This window comes from Vibrio syngnathi, from assembly GCF_002119525.1.
In the GTDB taxonomy this organism is placed as follows: Bacteria; Pseudomonadota; Gammaproteobacteria; order Enterobacterales; family Vibrionaceae; genus Vibrio; species Vibrio syngnathi.
Window position 1 is genome coordinate 829,919 of record NZ_CP017916.1, and the last position, 17,894, is coordinate 847,812.

Here is a 17,894-nt window from a genome sequence, read left to right on the forward strand (position 1 = left end):
ATCAAGCATGATTAAAAATAACAATGACATCGGCTTTATTCATGATATCGGTAGCCTAGACCGCCTTCGTCAACAAGCGGTAAGCGGTGAAGAAGGCAGTGAAAAAGAAGCGCTAACCGCTGCGGCGAAACAGTTTGAATCTATTTTTACTTCGATGCTGTTTAAGTCGATGCGTGATGCGAACTCGAGCTTTAAATCAGATATGTTAAACAGTCAGAACGAGCAATTTTATCGTCAGATGCAAGATGACCAAATGGCGAGTGAGTTGAGTGCTTCAGGTTCATTAGGTCTTGCGGATATGATCGTGGCTCAGTTAAGTGCTGGTCAAGCAAGCGACGCAACAGAAGATAAGGTTCGTAGTGAAGGCTTTGATACTTCATTGCAAAGGCCTCGATATTCAGGCCGTGCAGAAGATAGAGTATCGGATGTTCAATCTTCGCAAGCTATGTCAACAACAGGAGTGTCACCTGCAAAACAGTCCGCTTCATTTGACTCTCCAGAATCGTTTGTTGCCTCAATGAAGCCTTACGCTGAAAAAGCGGCGAGTGCGCTCGGTGTTGATTCGTCTCTACTATTGGCACAAGCAGCCCTTGAAACAGGTTGGGGTTCTAAAATGATTAAGAACTCATTGGGTAACAGCAATAACCTATTTAACATCAAAGCTGATAGAAGCTGGAAAGGCGATAAAGTTGCGACTCAAACACTAGAGTTCCATGGTAAAACAGCTGTTAAAGAGTCGGCTTCATTCCGTTCTTACTCTAATTTCGAAGATAGCTTTAATGATTACGTGAAGTTCTTGAACGAAAACCCAAGATACGAAACGGCATTGCAGCATCAAGGTAACTCTGAGAATTTCATCAAAGGCATTCACCATGCGGGTTACGCAACCGACCCTAACTATGCCGACAAGGTTTTACGAGTTAAAGCTAAGATTGATGAGATGAAATAGCGTTATTGAATGCACTCGAGAGCTTGCCACCGGCAGGCTCTTTTCTTATCCGCCCCTTCAGTTCTTACGCATCATTCATAGTTTTCTCCTTACACTTCAACAAATTATTGTCTTTTAACTCTCCGTTATTTCTATTGGCACATATATTGCTAATTATCTTAATAATAAGCTGTAGTAGTTAATCAGTTCATGCTGGTTTTGTTAAGTTTTTTGGGGGCATTATGGCGTCGGATCTTCTGAATGTAGGAGCACAAAGTGTTCTTACTGCTCAGAGACAGCTAAACACCACAGGTCATAACATTTCTAACGCCAACACAGAGGGCTATAGCCGTCAGTCTGTGGTTCAAGGTGTGAATGACCCGCGCCAGTACGGTGGTCAAACCTACGGTATGGGTGTGCATGTGGAAAATGTTCGCCGCTCTTGGGATCAGTTTGCCGTCAAAGAACTTAACTTATCAACAACCAATGCCGCTAACAAAGCGGATACCGAAGCTAACCTGGATATGCTGTCAAGCATGTTGTCATCGGTTGTTTCGAAGAAGATCCCAGAGAACCTTAATGAATGGTTTGACTCGGTTAAGACGCTCGCAGACACACCAAATGATGTTGGTACACGAAAAGTCGTCATAGAAAAAGCTGGGTTATTAAGTAAAACGCTAAATGAATTTCATGAAACCGTTCGTCAACAGTCTGATTCTGCGAATAAAAAATTAGACATGGGTATCGAGAGAGTTAACCAAATTGCATACGAGATCCGTGATCTTCAGCGACTAATGGTACGAACTCCCGGACCTCACAATGATCTACAAGATCAGCACGAACAGCTAGTTAATGAGCTTTCTGGTTACACTAAAGTGACGGTGACACCACGCGCTAATAATGAAGGCTTTAATGTCCATATCGGTAACGGTCATACCTTAGTTTCTGGTACAGAAGCGAGCCAACTGAAAATGATCGATGGCGTACCAGATGCACATCAGCGTCGTCTTGCTATCGTAGAAGGAAAGTCATTAAAGGCGATTACTAACCGCGATATTGATGGACAAATCGGCGCGATGTTAGACATGCGTGATGAACATATTCCTGCCGTTATGGATGAGCTTGGTCGTTTGGCGACCGCGTTTTCATACGAGGTCAATGCATTGCAATCACAAGGTTTGGATCTCAATGGCAATGTAGGTAAAAACCTGTTTACCGATGTGAACTCTGAGCTGGTGGCTAAGTCTCGTGTTACTGCTCATGGACAGTCAAAAGCGGATGTCGCAGTTTATATTGATGATACTTCCGCTCTAAAAGGCGGCGAGTACGGCCTGAAATACGATGGCAGCGACTACGTGGTTATTAAGCCGGATGGTGAAACGGTAAAAGTTAGCACTAATTCAACCGGAAATGCCTTTTATTTAGATGGCATGCGAGTGGAAGTTCGAAACCCGCCTGAATTGGGCGAGAAGCTTTTACTACGTCCAACTCGTAACTTTGCCGCGCAGATTCAGATGGAAACCAAAGACCCTAAAGATATTGCGGCACAAAGCTATGAGGCATCAACTACGTTTGCCAAAGGCACCGCGGATTTCAAAATATTGGCGGCAGGTCAACTGCGAGAGTTTGAAGTGATCGTGTCACCAAAGGGCGAACAGTTTGCGGTTACTGATCCTAAAGGCAACATACTTATGCAGCCTCAACCGTATCCACCACAAGGCCCTGTGACTATTAATGGCACAACGTTTGAACTTACACCGGGTGCGGTGGCAAACGACAAATTTACGGCAAACCTTGTCCCATCAGAAGGTGACAATGGCAACTTGCGTAAATTGCAAAATCTCCAAACAGGCAAAGTCTTGGATGATGGTGAGTCTACGATTCTAGATCTTTACCACAACTTGAATACCAATACGGGCTTGAAATCTTCAACGGCAAATCGCTTGAGTGATATTGCTAGATTAGAAAAAGAGTCAGCTCAAGAACGTATTGCTTCAGTCTCTGGGGTGAACCTAGATGAAGAAGCGGCAAATATGATGAAATTTCAGCAAGCGTATATGGCTTCGTCACGCATCATGCAAGCCGCCAATGATACGTTTAATACTATTTTGGCTTTGAGGTAGGAAGTATAAATGTTGACTCGTATTTCTAGCTTTCATAATTATCAGTCAGTACAAAATGACTTTCGCCGCCAAGAAAATAAGGTGCATCATAATCAAGCTCAACTGGCTTCTGGTAAGAAACTACAGTCGGCGAGTGATGATCCTTTGGCGACGCATTATTTACAAAACATCGGCCAGCAATCTGAGCAACTTAAACAGTATGTTGATGCGATCACTCTAATTAGAAACCGCCTTGAACATCATGAAGTCATGGTCGCCAACTCGGAAGGGTTCGCGGATGAAGCAAAACGAACCGTGATGGAAATGATTAACGGTGCACTTTCTCCGGAAGACCGTTTAGCGAAGAAACGTGAAATTCAAGAGTTATCGAATAATCTTCTGCACTTAGCTAATACTCAAGATGAGTCGGGTAACTACACATTTTCAGGCACCAAGCCCAAGAGCCAACCATTTTTTCAAGATAATGAAGGGAATGTCTCTTATCAAGGTGATGACTATCAAAGAAAGATGCGAGTAGCAACGAGCTTTGAAATGGCAATGAACGATCCGGGCAGTAAGTTGTTTATGGAAATAGATAACCCGTTTGGTGATTACGAGCCTCAGTATGATCTTGAACCAGCCTCTGAGTTGTTACTAGGGCGTGCAACCAATAAAGCTGAAGATAGTTCTACCTATAAAGTGACTTTTGTTGATATGCAAACAGGCAAGTTTGCTTACCAGCTTGAAAAAGATGGCAAAGTGGTTGCATCGGAAGACTTTGATCCTTCGAAAGGTGTTGTCTATGAAGGTCTGAATATCCAATTCAAGGGGCAGATCACTAAGGGGGACTCGATCACTTTAGAGCCGAGAAAGACATTCTCCATTTTTGATACGTTCAAAGAGACCGCCGAACAGGCTGAAAATCCAGTATCGGATGCATCGGCAACGGCAAAACTGCACCAAATGACAGAAGAATTTCATGCCGCGTTTATTCATTTGACTAAGGCGAGAACGGATGTCGGTGCACGTTTGAGTACGTTGGATATTCAAGAGCAGCAACATGAAGATTTTAAGTTGTCTTTAGCGAAAGCCAAAAGTAACTTTGAAGACTTGGATTATTCGAAAGCCATCATTGAATTCAATGAAAACTCTCGAGCGTTACAAGCTTCACAACAAGCGTTTGGCAAGACCAAAGACCTGACCTTGTTTAATTATATTTAGCTGTGAACAGTCGTTAATCTGGGGTTAGTTCTCTGCCGTATGTGCTATGCCATACGTGCGAATGATTCTATCGATTGCCGCTTTTTTATTCAAAGTAGCATGTTTAAAAAATAGCGGCAAAAAACGGCAACGAGAGATATGAATCTCTTATATTCTCGACTTAATACAATTAGCATAGACGATCATTTTTAATTAACCATCTGTTTTTATTGTAATTTTTAAATTATTGCAATTAATTTTAAAAGTTGGCACATAACATGCTTTTGTATTTGTCATAAATGATTAATACAGATCTTAAACCTTATCTAGGGTTTATCGCGTAATACACGGTCAGTGCTTATCCATATGAGAGTAAAGCTGGCCGCTTCGCAGAAATTTTGCGAACTCATAAGGAGAGCAATATGGCTATTAATGTAAGCACTAACGTATCTGCTATGACAGCACAACGATACTTGAATAAATCGTCTAATGAACTAGCGACCTCTATGGAGCGTTTGTCATCAGGCCACAAGATCAACAGTGCAAAAGATGATGCAGCTGGTCTACAAATATCAAACCGTTTAACAGCCCAGTCTCGTGGTCTTGATGTAGCGATGCGTAATGCTAATGATGGTATTTCGATTGCTCAAACTGCAGAAGGCGCGATGAACGAATCAACGAACATACTACAACGTATGCGTGATCTAGCGATTCAGTCATCAAACGGCACCAACTCTCCGGCAGAGCGTCAAGCATTAAACGAAGAGACTATGGCTCTTCAAGATGAGCTTAACCGTATCGCTGAGACAACGGCTTTCGGTGGCCGTCGCTTATTGAATGGCTCATTTGGTGAAGCTTCATTCCAGATTGGTTCAAACTCTGGTGAAGCGATGATCATGGCGCTGACGAGTATCCGAGCGGATGATTTCCGTATGGGTGGAACAACATTCGACACTGAAAACGCTAAAGATAAAAGCTGGGAAGTACCACTAGAAGCCAAAGATCTTAAGTTTGAATTCAAAACTAAAGCGGGTGAAGAGATTACTCTCGATATAAGCGCCAAAGCCGGCGACGATATCGAAGAACTAGCCACCTACATAAATGGTCAATCTGATTTGATTAATGCGTCGGTTACCGATGAAGGACGCCTGCAGGTATTTGTTGCTGAGCCAGATTTAGATGGTGAGATGAGAATCTCGGGTGGTTTAGCTTCCGAACTTGGTTTCAAAATTGATGCTCCTGAAGGCCAGGAAACCACAACTACGGCGGATGGCAAAGTTGTACCTGCTCCTGCTGTAGGTCGAACGACATTAGTTCAAGATATCGATTTGAATACTGTAGCAGGTTCACAAAACGCAATCAGTGTCATCGACTCTGCAATGCAGTACGTTGATTCACAGCGTGCTGATTTGGGTGCGAAACAAAACCGTCTAAGCCACAGTATTAATAACTTGGCAAACGTTCAAGAGAACGTAGACGCTTCAAACAGCCGAATCAAAGATACGGACTTTGCGAAAGAGACAACGCAAATGACCAAAGCTCAAATTCTGCAACAAGCTGGTACATCAATACTAGCTCAAGCAAAACAGTTGCCTAACTCTGCAATATCACTATTGCAATAGTTATTGGTGGAACTCGCTATTCGTGTTCAGACGTGAACCGCTTAGCGAGGGAAACTGGCAAGCATACTTACTATTGGGTGTTTAGCTCTCTCATCTCTCACCTGCTATCCATTTTTACGGTAAGAATGCAACGGCGCGTCGGAAATGTGTTCATTTCTCGATGATCTCCGCACAGGCTCTGACACGCCAACTAGCCCCGGTTCCTTCACAGGAAAAGGGGCTTTTTCCTTTCTACTTCTACATTTTTATTTTCTTGCCAATCTTCTATCTTTATCTTTTGAATCCTCAAAACCTCGATTTTACTCATCTGTTTCACGAAAAATAACATCACTCTTTGTATAAGAAGCATACCAATCTGCGCTCTTTGGTGACTGTTCTTTTCTCGACCTTGGGTCACTCTAATGATGCTTAGTGTGTTTTTTGAACACATTTGAATGCATTCTCAATTGAAGACTGCCACAGTTATAGAAAATGTAAGATTTTAAGTATTTGATAAAATTGATTTTAATATTTAATTTGTGGTTTTTTGAAAGTTTTTCTAAAGCTTCTGAATTTCGAGCCGTTATTAAAAGTAACTTAGAGATAACTACTTGGTTTTCCGAGACGTCGGAAACCGCTATACCGGAAAATCAATTGGAGAAATCACCATGGCAGTGAATGTAAATACCAACGTTTCAGCAATGACAGCACAACGTTACCTAAACAGTGCAAACAGCGCTCAACAAACATCAATGGAACGCCTATCTTCAGGCTCTAAAATCAACAGCGCAAAAGATGACGCTGCTGGCCTACAAATCTCGAACCGTTTGAACGTTCAGAGTCGTGGTCTTGATGTTGCTGTACGTAACGCGAACGATGGTATCTCTATCGCTCAAACGGCAGAAGGTGCGATGAATGAAACATCGAACATTCTGCAACGTATGCGTGACTTGTCTCTACAATCAACAAACGGTTCAAATACAAAAGCTGACCGTGTTGCAATCCAAGAAGAAGTAACGGCGCTTAACGATGAACTAAATCGTATCGCTGAAACTACATCTTTTGGTGGTAACAAGCTGCTTAACGGTACTCACGGTACTAAATCATTCCAAATTGGTGCGGATAATGGTGAGGCAGTAATGCTTCAACTGAAAGACATGCGTTCTGATAACGACCAAATGGGCGGTAACAGCTACCAATTTACAGAAGCTAAAGGTAAAGATTGGGGTGTGGCAGCTGGTGCGAATGACTTAACCATGTCATTAAAAGATAGCTTCGGTGACCAACGAGAAATCAACATCTCTGCTAAAGCAGGCGATGATATTGAAGAGCTAGCGACTTACATTAACGGTCAACAAGACCTAGTAAAAGCGTCAATTGATGAAGAAGGTAAACTGCAAATCTTCGCTGGTAACAACAAAGTTGATGGAGAAATTGCATTTTCTGGTGCTTTATCAGATGAACTAGGCATGACAGCAGGTGCGAAGCCTGAGGACCCAAAAACGCTAGAGGCTAAGCAAGTTACGGTTGATAGTATCGACGTAACGTCTGTTGGTGGTGCACAGGAATCTGTAGCTGTTATCGATGCGGCACTGAAATATGTAGATAGCCACCGTTCTGAGCTTGGTGCTTTCCAAAACCGTTTCGACCACGCAATTAACAACTTAGATAACATCAACGAAAACGTTAATGCATCTAAGAGCCGTATCAAAGATACCGATTTCGCGAAAGAGACGACTCAGATGACTAAATCTCAGATCCTTTCTCAAGCTTCAAGCTCGATTCTTGCTCAAGCGAAGCAAGCTCCGAACTCGGCACTTAGCCTACTAGGTTAATCGGTTGAAAGGCCACGTTAATGAAAAATGTTAACGTTTGGCTTCCACAAATTAGCTCGTGGTGAGAGATGAGCGCTAAATAAACCCAGCTTCGGCTGGGTTTTTTATTGCCTGCTATTTAGCTAGGGCGTATTTGGGAAAAGGCAGTGTTGCTGGCATAAGCGAGATTCCCTATCACGTTCGTTCCTCACTGTAGGGAATGACGGGGGGCTCCATAGCTAGTTGCTTGGACAAAGTCGGATCGAGTAAACAATTTCTCAGGTTCAAACCATTTCCAGATTCAAACAATAGTTTTCATCGTCATTCTAGAACCGAGTAGAACGAGGTATCAGGAATCTGTTTTTGATGAGGAGGTCTATTGGGTTTTTACTGACCACTGTCCACAATGACGAGTTACCTACAGTCGGTAAGAAGATATACGTCATTCCAGAACCGAGTAGAACGAGATATCAGGAATCTTTTCTTATATCAATGTTCTGATGGATATTGATACACATAGTGTTAATACCAATCGAAGTAAATAACTTACCACCCTAGCTTGTTAAAAAGCTCGATAACGGCGTTAGAGTTTTTGATTGTAGAATAACTACTTATCGAAACTTCTTATCGAGAAGAGCAGCCTTGTTCTCAAGCATTTTTCCTGCGCTATTTCTGCTCACTTACTTACTGTGATTGGTATAAATCCGGCTTTAAAAGGTGCCGTGAGATTAATCGAGCTACTTCACGTTTTTTTTTACTATTGAAAATAATACGAAAAAAAATGCATTTTTTATTAAAGCTTCTAGTTAAGGGGCCGTTAAAGGGATTGAGAGAAATGATATGTACCAATGTAAGGTGAGAGAGACACTGGTATATAAAACAAAATTACATGTGTTTTTGTGAGGTGAGAGTCACATAAGTGCATGAAAAAAATGCCTAAAGGAGATCAATTATGGCGATTAATGTAAGCACAAATGTGTCTGCAATGACGGCTCAGCGCTACCTAAATAGCGCGGCTGAAGGTACTCAAAAATCAATGGAGCGTTTGTCTTCTGGCTATAAAATTAATAGCGCAAAAGATGATGCTGCAGGCCTACAAATCTCTAACCGCTTAACGTCGCAAAGCCGTGGCCTAGATATGGCTGTAAAAAATGCGAATGATGGTATCTCTATTGCCCAGACAGCTGAAGGCGCAATGAATGAGTCAACCAATATCCTGCAACGAATGCGTGACCTTTCCCTTCAATCTTCAAACGGCTCAAACACGAAATCTGAACGTGTTGCAATCCAAGAAGAAGTCTCTGCTCTAAACAAAGAACTTAACCGTATTGCTGAAACGACCTCTTTTGGTGGTAACAAGCTTTTGAACGGAACTTTCGGTAGTCAATCTTTCCAAATTGGTGCAGATTCTGGTGAAGCAGTAATGCTGACGATGAATAATATGCGTACCGATACTGAAGCGATGGGCGGTAAGAGCTATAGCGTTGCTGAGGGGAAAGATACGTCTTGGCGCGTAGGTGAAGATTCTGTTCTAACGATGAAGTACCAAGATCAGTTTGGTGACGTTCAAGATCTGTCGATTACTGCGAAAAAAGGTAATGACATGGAAGAACTTGCCACTTACCTAAACGGTCAAAGCCCAGACATTCAAGCTTCGGTAGGTGAAGGCGGTAAATTGCAACTCTTCGCTTCAAGCCAAAAAGTTGATGGTAATGTAGAGTTTGGCGGCTCTCTTGCTGAAGAGCTAGGTCTTGGCTCTGGTAAAGATGCAGAAGGTAAAGAGATTCCTGGCAGCAGTAAGGCTATTGTAACGGATGTTACTGTTAACGACATTGATGTAACTTCTGTTGCAGGTTCAAACAATGCTGTCTCTATTATTGACGGGGCCTTAAAGGCAGTCGACAGTAACCGTGCTTCTCTTGGTGCATTCCAAAACCGTTTTGACCACGCAATCAGCAACTTAGAAAATATTAACGAAAATGTTAATGCGTCTAAGAGCCGAATCAAAGATACTGATTACGCAAAAGAAACAACGGCAATGACGAAGTCTCAAATCTTACAACAAGCGAGTACTTCTATTTTAGCTCAAGCAAAACAATCACCATCAGCAGCTCTAAGCTTATTGGGCTAAACTTACTTCAGTAAGTAACGGTAAACTCTACTTTGAGTAGGGTTTTACTGTTAGGCTCATAAAGGTGGGAGGGAGAGTGTTATGGAAATATTATCTAACGCACCGAACATCCAGCCTTATGGCTCACCTAATGGCATTAAATTTGCAAGCGATAAAGGTAGTAGTGCGTCGAGTACTTTACAACTGAAAGAAGCAACATCTTATGACAAGGTAGATAAATCGAAAGAGATGGCTACCGAAGCGGCGATTCAATTAGCTCAACATAGACAAGAGCTAAATGATGCGGAGCGAGTCAAAATGGTGGAGAAGGTAAATGAATTTATATCTTCTCTCAACAAAGGTGTTGCTTTTAAGGTTGATGAAGAGACCGGGAGAGATGTGGTTACCATTTATGAGACCACAACGGGCGATATTATTCGCCAAATTCCCGATGAAGAAATGCTCGAAATTCTAAGGCGCCTAGCAGCCCAAACCTCGAATAGTGGAATATTGGAGGCTAAGGTTTAAGTCGTATTATTGAGGTGGTTTAATGAGTTTTGGCCCAATGGGGATTTCGTCTGGCATGGATATCAATTCCATGGTCAGCAAAATTGTTGATTCGGAGCGTGTGCCTAAACAGCAACAAATCAACAATGAACGAACGCGAATCGATACCAGCATTAGTGCCTATGGAAGACTCAGAGAGTCCCTTGATTCGATGAAGAACCTGATGACAAGCTTTCGCCAGGACAAAGCTTTTGCTGTGCGAACAGTAGAAAGTTCTGATGAGGGGCTTGTTTCTGCAACCGCGACTACCGAAGCTATCGCTGGCAAATATGCCATCGATGTGTTGCAGCTTGCCCAGAGCCATAAAGTGGCTTCTGATGTACTGTCAGAGGACATGAGATTTGGCCCTGGTAAGCTGCAGGTTTCGCTTGGTAAAGAGAGCTTCGAGACACAAGTTAGTGCTAACTCAAAACTGCGTGATGTTGTTAGAAGTATTAACAGTGCCGGAGATAATCCGGGTGTCCGAGCTTCTATCATTAATGATAAAGAAGGACCTCGATTAGTCCTCGCTTCAAATATGTCTGGTGAAGACAATCAAATAAAACTCCACGTTGACTCTGAAGATAACAACCCTCTAAAAAAATTAGAATATAAAACCCTATCAGAAAGACTGAAAGCCTTAGAAGATGCTCGCTCAGTAGCGCAAGGCGTCTTAGCTGATGCCCCTCCCAAATTGGATGCCGACGGTAACCCTATTCCTGACGGTTTCGCTGTTCCGTTGCGAGACGTTAACGGGAATACTGTATTTGATGTAAACGGTAATCCTATTTATGAAAGAAAAGCGGAACCGGTAGTTGAACCCGAAGATCCTTTCGCTGAATTTGATCGTGACAATTTAACTTATGGCCAAGCAGCGGCAATAGCTGGTCAGAAGGCGCTAGATGCTTCCGCTTTAGCGGCTTCAGGGATGCCAGAAGATACAATCCCTGGGTGGAACAATACCGCTTCAGGCACATTGCTCGATTCTTTTTTTAGGCCTGAACTTGAGCTTGACGAAAAAGCCATAGAGAAAGCGGCGGATATTCCAGGGTGGTCAAATACTGCCGCTGGTACGCTGACGGATTCTTATGTGACTCCCAAAGAAGCGCAGCAGAAACTCGATGCCGAGAAAGCCAGAATAGAAAGTAAATTGGTTGATGAACGTTCTGAGTTAGCGAAGAGAGTTGAAAAAGGTGAACTAACCCCTGAGCAAGCTAAGCAATTAGAGAGAGCTAGGCTATCTCCGGGAGAGCGAACACATTTAGACAAGGTTGATAAAGCTCAAGCTGACCTTGCGCTAGCTCAACAGTCTTTTGACCAATACAGCGGCATGACGGAAGTGCAAGCCGGACAAAATTCTATGGTTGTTCTGGATGGCATTGCTCAGCTCTCTAGCAATAATAATGTGATTGAAGATGCCGTTGAAGGTATTGATATTACGGTTAAAGGCAAAACCCCTAAAGATAAGCCGCCAGCAGAGATTGGTGTTGAGTACGACCGCAATCGTGTTCGTGAAGATATTGAAGCTTTTGTTAACTCTTATAATCAGTTTTACCAAGTATCTAAAGACTTAGCGGGTGTCGATCCACTGACTGGTCAAAAAGGTCCTCTTTCTGGCGACAGTACGGTACGCAGTGCAGATTCTCGATTGAAAGGTGTGTTCTCATCAAGTATTGAAGACGCGCCTGACGATATTAAGTCTTTGACTGAATTTGGCATCACCACAACAAGGCAAGGCTCGCTAGAAATTAACTACGATATGCTTGACCGTCAACTCAACAATCACTTTGATAAGTTGGGTGAGTTCTTTGGTGGTAACAATGGCTTTGCTAAAAAAGTCGAAGATGCGATTCAAGGGATCACAGGTGTCACTGGCTCTATCCGTACCAGAGAAAAGAGCCTAGTTGAACAAAACTATCGATTGGTTGATGACCAAGTCGCACTCGATCGCCGTATGGATAGCCTACAGAATCGTACGCACTCTAAGTTCACTGCTATGCAAGATGCGACCAGCAAGATGCAATCTCAATTGGGCAGCATGATGAGTGCAATGGGCTAATAGATGAGCAAACTGCTTCAAGAGCTTTGTGAGCTCGATCAACTAATTATGTCTAAGCTCGAATTTAGTGAAATTAATGCTGAAGAAATAGCGCATCTTGTCGATAACAGAGAACAGTTATTGCAAAACGTGCTTCAATTAATCGATTCATGTCCCGACGTTAAGCAAAGCTCCGAGTGGTTTGAAGCCATTTCGAGAACAAGACAATTGGTCGAACTGATGCAGTCTGAGACTGGTCTAGTAGGTAAAAACTTACATAAATACCGACATGGCGCCAAATCAGTTCAACAATACAAAAAGTTTTTATAGAAGAGGTTTACTATGCGCGGTTCTTTACAGGCATATAAAAAGGTATCAGTGGATAGCCAGCTAACAGCTGCCTCACCGCATAAAATTGTTCAGATGCTAATGGCTGGTGCTATCGAGCGCTTGATTCAAGGTAAAGCGGCAATGCAAGCGGGCAACATCCCGGTGAAAGGTGAGCGACTGAGTAAAGCTCTAGATATCATTATTAGCCTGCGTAGTTGCCTATCGATGGCCGATGGTGGCGACATTGCGAAAAATCTAGATCAACTTTATGAGTTTATGATCACGCAAATTTCTGCTGCAAATCACAAAAATGATCCGCAGCCAATTGATGATGTTATCGATATTATCCGCGAAATTAAGAGCGCTTGGGACCAAATTCCGAATGAATATCACAATTTAACGTCTGCGGATGTAGGTATTTAAAGAAACATCCCAGTTTAAACCAATCGCATATCTCTGAATTGCTTGGTTGCCTTATTTTTATAATCAAATAAAATAGAAGCCATTAGATAGCCTAATGGCTTTTTTCGTTGCTGGTTTCCTAAGTTTGTCCACGTAGACCATAATCATTGATACTTTCTCTGTTTTATCTCTTACGTCGCTTACCATTTTCCGCATCGCACCAAAATAAAGGCAATAATTCCTACTTATGCAAGGTTTGGCAAAACTGCTTGTCGTCGATGATAACGCTCAAAATCGTCACAATTTAAGCACAATATTAGAGTTTGTAGGAGAGAGCTGCGAAGTAATCAGCTCTGAACAAGCACACACAGTCGACTGGTCTCTACAGTGGGCTGGTTGCATCATTGGTTCAATTAAAGCCAAAGGCTTCGCATTACTGAATGAAAAGCTTGTTCACGTTAATCACATCCCATTACTGGTGATTGGCAAAAACGATTACCCGGTAGAGGAGCTCACTAACTTTGTTGGTGAACTTGAACTTCCTCTTAACTACCCGCAATTAAGTGATGCATTAAGGCACTGTAAAGAATTCTTGGGCCGCAAAGGGGTTCAAATTCTACCTTCGGCACGCAAGAACACATTGTTTCGTAGCCTCGTTGGGCAAAGTGTTAGCATCCAAGAAGTTCGTCACCTGATTGAACAAGTCTCGTCTACTGAAGCTAACGTACTGATTCTTGGCGAGTCAGGAACGGGCAAAGAAGTTGTAGCACGTAATGTTCACTATCATTCTAAACGTCGTTCTGGGCCTTTCGTACCCGTAAATTGTGGCGCTATCCCGCCAGACTTGCTCGAAAGTGAATTGTTTGGTCATGAGAAGGGCGCGTTTACTGGTGCAATTACCGCACGTAAGGGCCGTTTTGAATTAGCTGAAGGTGGCACGCTGTTTCTTGATGAAATTGGTGATATGCCAATGGCGATGCAAGTTAAATTGCTCCGTGTTTTACAAGAGCGCTGTTTTGAGCGTGTAGGTGGCAATAGCACTATTCAAGCTGATGTTCGAGTGATTGCTGCAACACACCGCAATCTTGAAAGCATGATTGAAGACGATTTATTCCGCGAAGATCTTTACTACCGCTTGAATGTCTTCCCAATTGAAATGCCATCGCTTCAAGACAGAAAAGAAGATGTTCCTCTATTGCTGCAGGAGCTGATGACCAGAATGGAAGCTGAAGGTGGCATGCCAATCTGTTTTACTCCTCGCGCAATCAATTCTTTAATGGAGCATTGCTGGCCGGGCAACGTTCGCGAATTAGCTAATTTGGTTGAGCGAATGGTTATTCTGTATCCAAATAGCTTGGTTGATGTGAATCATCTTCCAACTAAATATAGATACAGTGATATCCCTGAGTTCCAACCTGAGTTTAATAATTTTGCATCCGAGGAAGAGCAAGAGCGAGATGCTCTTTCTGACTTGTTCTCGGAAGACTTCAGTTTTGAGCAGCACGATGAGCTTGCTGACAATGCGAATGCACCTCAAGATTTACCCGCTGAAGGGGTTAATTTGAAAGAGCTGCTCGCTGATATGGAAGTGAATATGATCAATCAAGCGTTGGAGGCTCAGGGTGGTATTGTTGCTCGCGCTGCTGACATGCTTGGAATGCGCAGAACCACTCTGGTTGAAAAAATGCGTAAATATAACTTGCAGCGTTAGTGGCTATTTTTGACGAAGACAAAAACTAGCACACACATTTTAGCTTTTTGGCAACTTTAGCTAAACGAACAGATAAACCATAGTCGAGTTGTTGCTTGCTTAACTATGTGATAAATATAGCAAATAGCCTGACTTGTGTTGTACATGTCAGGCTGTTTTAGTATTTGAGGCAAATTTTTGACATGCACCTATCTAACGAACCAGAAAATCAATCACATTTAGATTCTGTTGAGCAACAGGTTGAGCGCTATAAGCAAGTGCTTGATGTGATGCCAGCAGGGGTCATCTTGTTAGATACAGATGGTGAGGTGAGAGAGGCCAATCCTGAAGCGCATCGTATTCTCGGAGTAGAATTGGTTGGTGAGAAGTGGTTTTCGGTAATACAAAATGCCTTTGAACCAAGAGACGATGATGGTCATGAGATCTCGTTGAAAAATGGGCGAAAAGTACGTTTGGCCATTTCAGCCTCGACTACCGGTCAGCTTATTTTAATTACCGACCTCACGGAAACTCGTTTATTACAGTCTCGAGTGAGCGATCTTCAGCGTTTATCTTCACTGGGTAGAATGGTGGCCTCGCTTGCTCATCAGGTTCGTACGCCGCTTTCTAGTGCGATGCTGTATGCATCAAACCTTGCCGCGCCAAACTTGCCGCCGGCAACAAAAACGCGTTTCCAATCTAAGCTGATGGATAGACTGCATGATTTAGAGAAACAGGTGAATGATATGTTGTTGTTTGCCAAAGGTGGCGACAATAAGGTGGTTAAGCCATTTACCATCGCGGAATTAATCATCGAGTTTCATCCTATGGTTGAGGCAGCGTTAAAAAGCAACCAGATTGATTATTGTCAGGAAGTTGAAGATGAAGAGACTCAAATGTTTGGCAACGCCAATGCTATCGCTTCTGCTTTAAGTAATCTGGTTTTGAACGCGGTTCAAATTGCGGGTAAGAAATCGCAGATAGATGTGTTTTTTAGGCCGGTAAACGGTGAACTTAAGATATCAGTACAAGACAGTGGCCCCGGTGTACCCAAAGAACTTCAAGGTAAAATTATGGAACCTTTCTTTACCACTCGTTCTCAAGGTACAGGTCTAGGTTTAGCGGTTGTACAAATGGTATGTCGAGCACATGACGGTCGACTGGAATTGATATCAGAAGAAGGCGATGGTGCATGCTTTACCATGTGTCTACCGTTGGAAAGAAATGCTTCTTCTGAAGACTAATAAGTTTTAACTGAATTTACACTGGAGAATCCTATGGCTCAAAGCAAAGTGTTAATCGTCGAAGATGATGAAGGTCTACGCGAAGCCCTTGTCGATACACTCGCGCTTGCTGGTTACGAATGGCTGGAAGCGGATTGTGCGGAAGATGCTCTGGTAAAATTGAAATCAAACTCTGTTGATATCGTTGTCTCTGATGTACAGATGGCAGGTATGGGCGGTTTAGCATTGCTAAGAAACATCAAGCAGCATTGGCCAAATCTTCCGGTGCTATTGATGACGGCCTATGCCAACATTGAAGATGCGGTCGCGGCAATGAAAGAAGGCGCTATCGATTACATGGCAAAGCCATTTGCGCCAGAAGTGCTGTTAAACATGGTGAGCCGTTACGCTCCCGTAAAGTCGGATGACAATGGCGATGCTATCGTTGCCGATGAGAAAAGCATTAAGTTAATGATGCTGGCTGACAAAGTGGCTAAAACCGATGCCAACGTGATGGTGCTAGGGCCAAGTGGTTCCGGTAAAGAAGTCATGTCTCGCTATATTCATAACGCCTCGAGCCGTAAAGACGGTCCGTTTGTTGCGATTAACTGTGCCGCGATTCCAGATAACATGTTGGAAGCGACACTATTTGGCTACGATAAAGGAGCGTTCACTGGTGCGATTCAAGCTTGCCCTGGCAAATTTGAGCAAGCTCAAGGCGGTACTATTTTGTTGGATGAGATCAGTGAAATGGATCTTAGCCTACAAGCGAAACTACTGCGTGTGTTGCAAGAGCGCGAAGTTGAACGTCTTGGCAGTCGTAAGAGCATCAAACTGGATGTCCGTGTTCTAGCAACCAGTAACCGCGACCTAAAACAGTATGTTTCTGAAGGGAATTTCCGTGAAGATTTATACTACCGACTGAATGTATTTCCAATTACTTGGCCAGCACTGTGTGAACGTAAAGGCGATATCGAGCCGCTTGCGAAGCATTTGGTTGAGCGTCATTGTACCAAGCTTGGAATGCCTGTTCCTGTTCTGTCTGAGCAAGCCATTAGTAAACTCGTCAATTATCCGTGGCCGGGTAATGTGCGTGAACTGGATAATGTCGTGCAGCGTGCTCTAATTTTGAGTGAGCAAGAAAATATTTCAGGAGAACACATCTTACTCGAAGGTGTGGACTGGCAAGACGCAACTGGCTTACAGCAAATTGTTGAAGGCAGCAGTGTTGCAGCCCCAGAAATTAAGCCGATTGCCGAAGCGAATCCTATCGGTAAAGTTGCAGCAAGCAGTGAAGGACTTGGAAATGAGCTTCGAGATCAAGAGTATGCAATTATTCTTGAAACATTGATCGCTTGTCATGGCCGACGTAAAGATATGGCTGAAAAGCTAGGTATTAGCCCTCGTACATTGCGCTATAAATTAGCGAAAATGCGTGATGCTGGAATAGACATTCCAAATTGAAGATAAATTAGTAGTGTCAGCTTTCTGACTGGTGTATTACGATAGCTAGTCAAATTGATGCATGGCACGTTAATTGCTCTGTCAATAATAAAGCTAAATAGATAGTCATAATTTTGACTCCTGAGGTAGTAAATGAGAATAGATGGTTTACAAGGCGAAATGCAGGCAATGATGGTTGAAGCTGCCAGTACGCGTCCTGCTGCAACAGGGCAAGCGGTCGGTGCAGATTTTGGCAACATGCTGACGAATGCCATCAATAATGTGAACTCATTACAAAAGACCTCTGGTAATCTTCAAACTCGTTTTGATAGTGGCGATCAAAGCGTGTCTTTATCTGACGTGATGATTGCTCGTAATAAATCTAGTGTGGCTTTTGAAGCGACGATCCAAATTAGAAATAAATTGGTCGAATCGTACAAAGAGCTGATGAATATGCCGGTATAAGT

General features: G+C 43.0%; 14 protein-coding genes. All 14 read left to right on the forward strand.

Annotated elements, in window-relative coordinates; all coding sequences use genetic code 11:
* The first annotated feature begins 7 nt into the window (after positions 1-7).
* The 14 genes from flgJ (at position 8) to fliE (ending at position 17,892) form a co-directional block, all read left to right on the forward strand.
* Positions 8-949, forward strand: a complete 942-nt coding sequence (gene flgJ, locus K08M4_RS04080; RefSeq protein WP_086048941.1) for a flagellar assembly peptidoglycan hydrolase FlgJ — start codon at positions 8-10, stop codon at positions 947-949.
* 221 nt (positions 950-1,170) lie between these two features.
* Entirely contained in the window at positions 1,171-3,051 is a 1,881-nt protein-coding gene (gene flgK / locus K08M4_RS04085) for a flagellar hook-associated protein FlgK (RefSeq protein ID WP_086048942.1), read from the forward strand.
* A 9-nt stretch (positions 3,052-3,060) separates the two neighbouring features.
* The gene (flgL, locus tag K08M4_RS04090) at positions 3,061-4,251 is read left to right on the forward strand and encodes a flagellar hook-associated protein FlgL (protein WP_086048943.1); all 1,191 of its coding nucleotides are present in this window, start codon (positions 3,061-3,063) and stop codon (positions 4,249-4,251) included.
* A gap of 401 nt (positions 4,252-4,652) precedes the next feature.
* On the forward strand, positions 4,653-5,852 hold the full coding sequence (locus K08M4_RS04095; protein ID WP_086048944.1) for a flagellin: 1,200 nt from the start codon (positions 4,653-4,655) through the stop codon (positions 5,850-5,852).
* A 647-nt stretch (positions 5,853-6,499) separates the two neighbouring features.
* Positions 6,500-7,666, forward strand: a complete 1,167-nt coding sequence (locus K08M4_RS04105) for a flagellin (protein WP_086048946.1) — start codon at positions 6,500-6,502, stop codon at positions 7,664-7,666.
* Between the two features lie 931 nt (positions 7,667-8,597).
* Positions 8,598-9,776, forward strand: coding sequence for a flagellin (locus K08M4_RS04110; protein WP_086048947.1), 1,179 nt, complete (start codon positions 8,598-8,600; stop codon positions 9,774-9,776).
* An 81-nt stretch (positions 9,777-9,857) separates the two neighbouring features.
* Positions 9,858-10,283, forward strand: coding sequence for a flagellar protein FlaG (gene flaG / locus K08M4_RS04115; RefSeq protein ID WP_086048948.1), 426 nt, complete (start codon positions 9,858-9,860; stop codon positions 10,281-10,283).
* Between the two features lie 70 nt (positions 10,284-10,353).
* Entirely contained in the window at positions 10,354-12,360 is a 2,007-nt protein-coding gene (gene fliD / locus K08M4_RS04120) for a flagellar filament capping protein FliD (RefSeq protein ID WP_435532562.1), read from the forward strand.
* Positions 12,361-12,363: 3 nt separating this feature from the next.
* Entirely contained in the window at positions 12,364-12,669 is a 306-nt protein-coding gene (gene fliT, locus K08M4_RS04125) for a flagellar protein FliT (protein WP_086048950.1), read from the forward strand.
* A gap of 12 nt (positions 12,670-12,681) precedes the next feature.
* A complete protein-coding gene (gene fliS, locus K08M4_RS04130) occupies positions 12,682-13,092 on the forward strand; it encodes a flagellar export chaperone FliS (RefSeq protein ID WP_086048951.1) in 411 nt (136 codons plus the stop codon).
* 226 nt (positions 13,093-13,318) lie between these two features.
* Entirely contained in the window at positions 13,319-14,782 is a 1,464-nt protein-coding gene (locus K08M4_RS04135) for a sigma-54 dependent transcriptional regulator (protein WP_086048952.1), read from the forward strand.
* Positions 14,783-14,964: 182 nt separating this feature from the next.
* Positions 14,965-16,005 carry a sensor histidine kinase gene (locus K08M4_RS04140; protein ID WP_086048953.1) on the forward strand — a complete coding sequence of 347 codons (1,041 nt, stop codon included), beginning with the start codon at positions 14,965-14,967 and terminating at the stop codon, positions 16,003-16,005.
* Positions 16,006-16,038: 33 nt separating this feature from the next.
* Entirely contained in the window at positions 16,039-17,448 is a 1,410-nt protein-coding gene (locus K08M4_RS04145; RefSeq protein WP_086048954.1) for a sigma-54-dependent transcriptional regulator, read from the forward strand.
* Between the two features lie 132 nt (positions 17,449-17,580).
* Positions 17,581-17,892 carry a flagellar hook-basal body complex protein FliE gene (gene fliE, locus K08M4_RS04150; RefSeq protein WP_009848554.1) on the forward strand — a complete coding sequence of 104 codons (312 nt, stop codon included), beginning with the start codon at positions 17,581-17,583 and terminating at the stop codon, positions 17,890-17,892.
* The last annotated feature ends 2 nt before the right edge of the window (positions 17,893-17,894 follow it).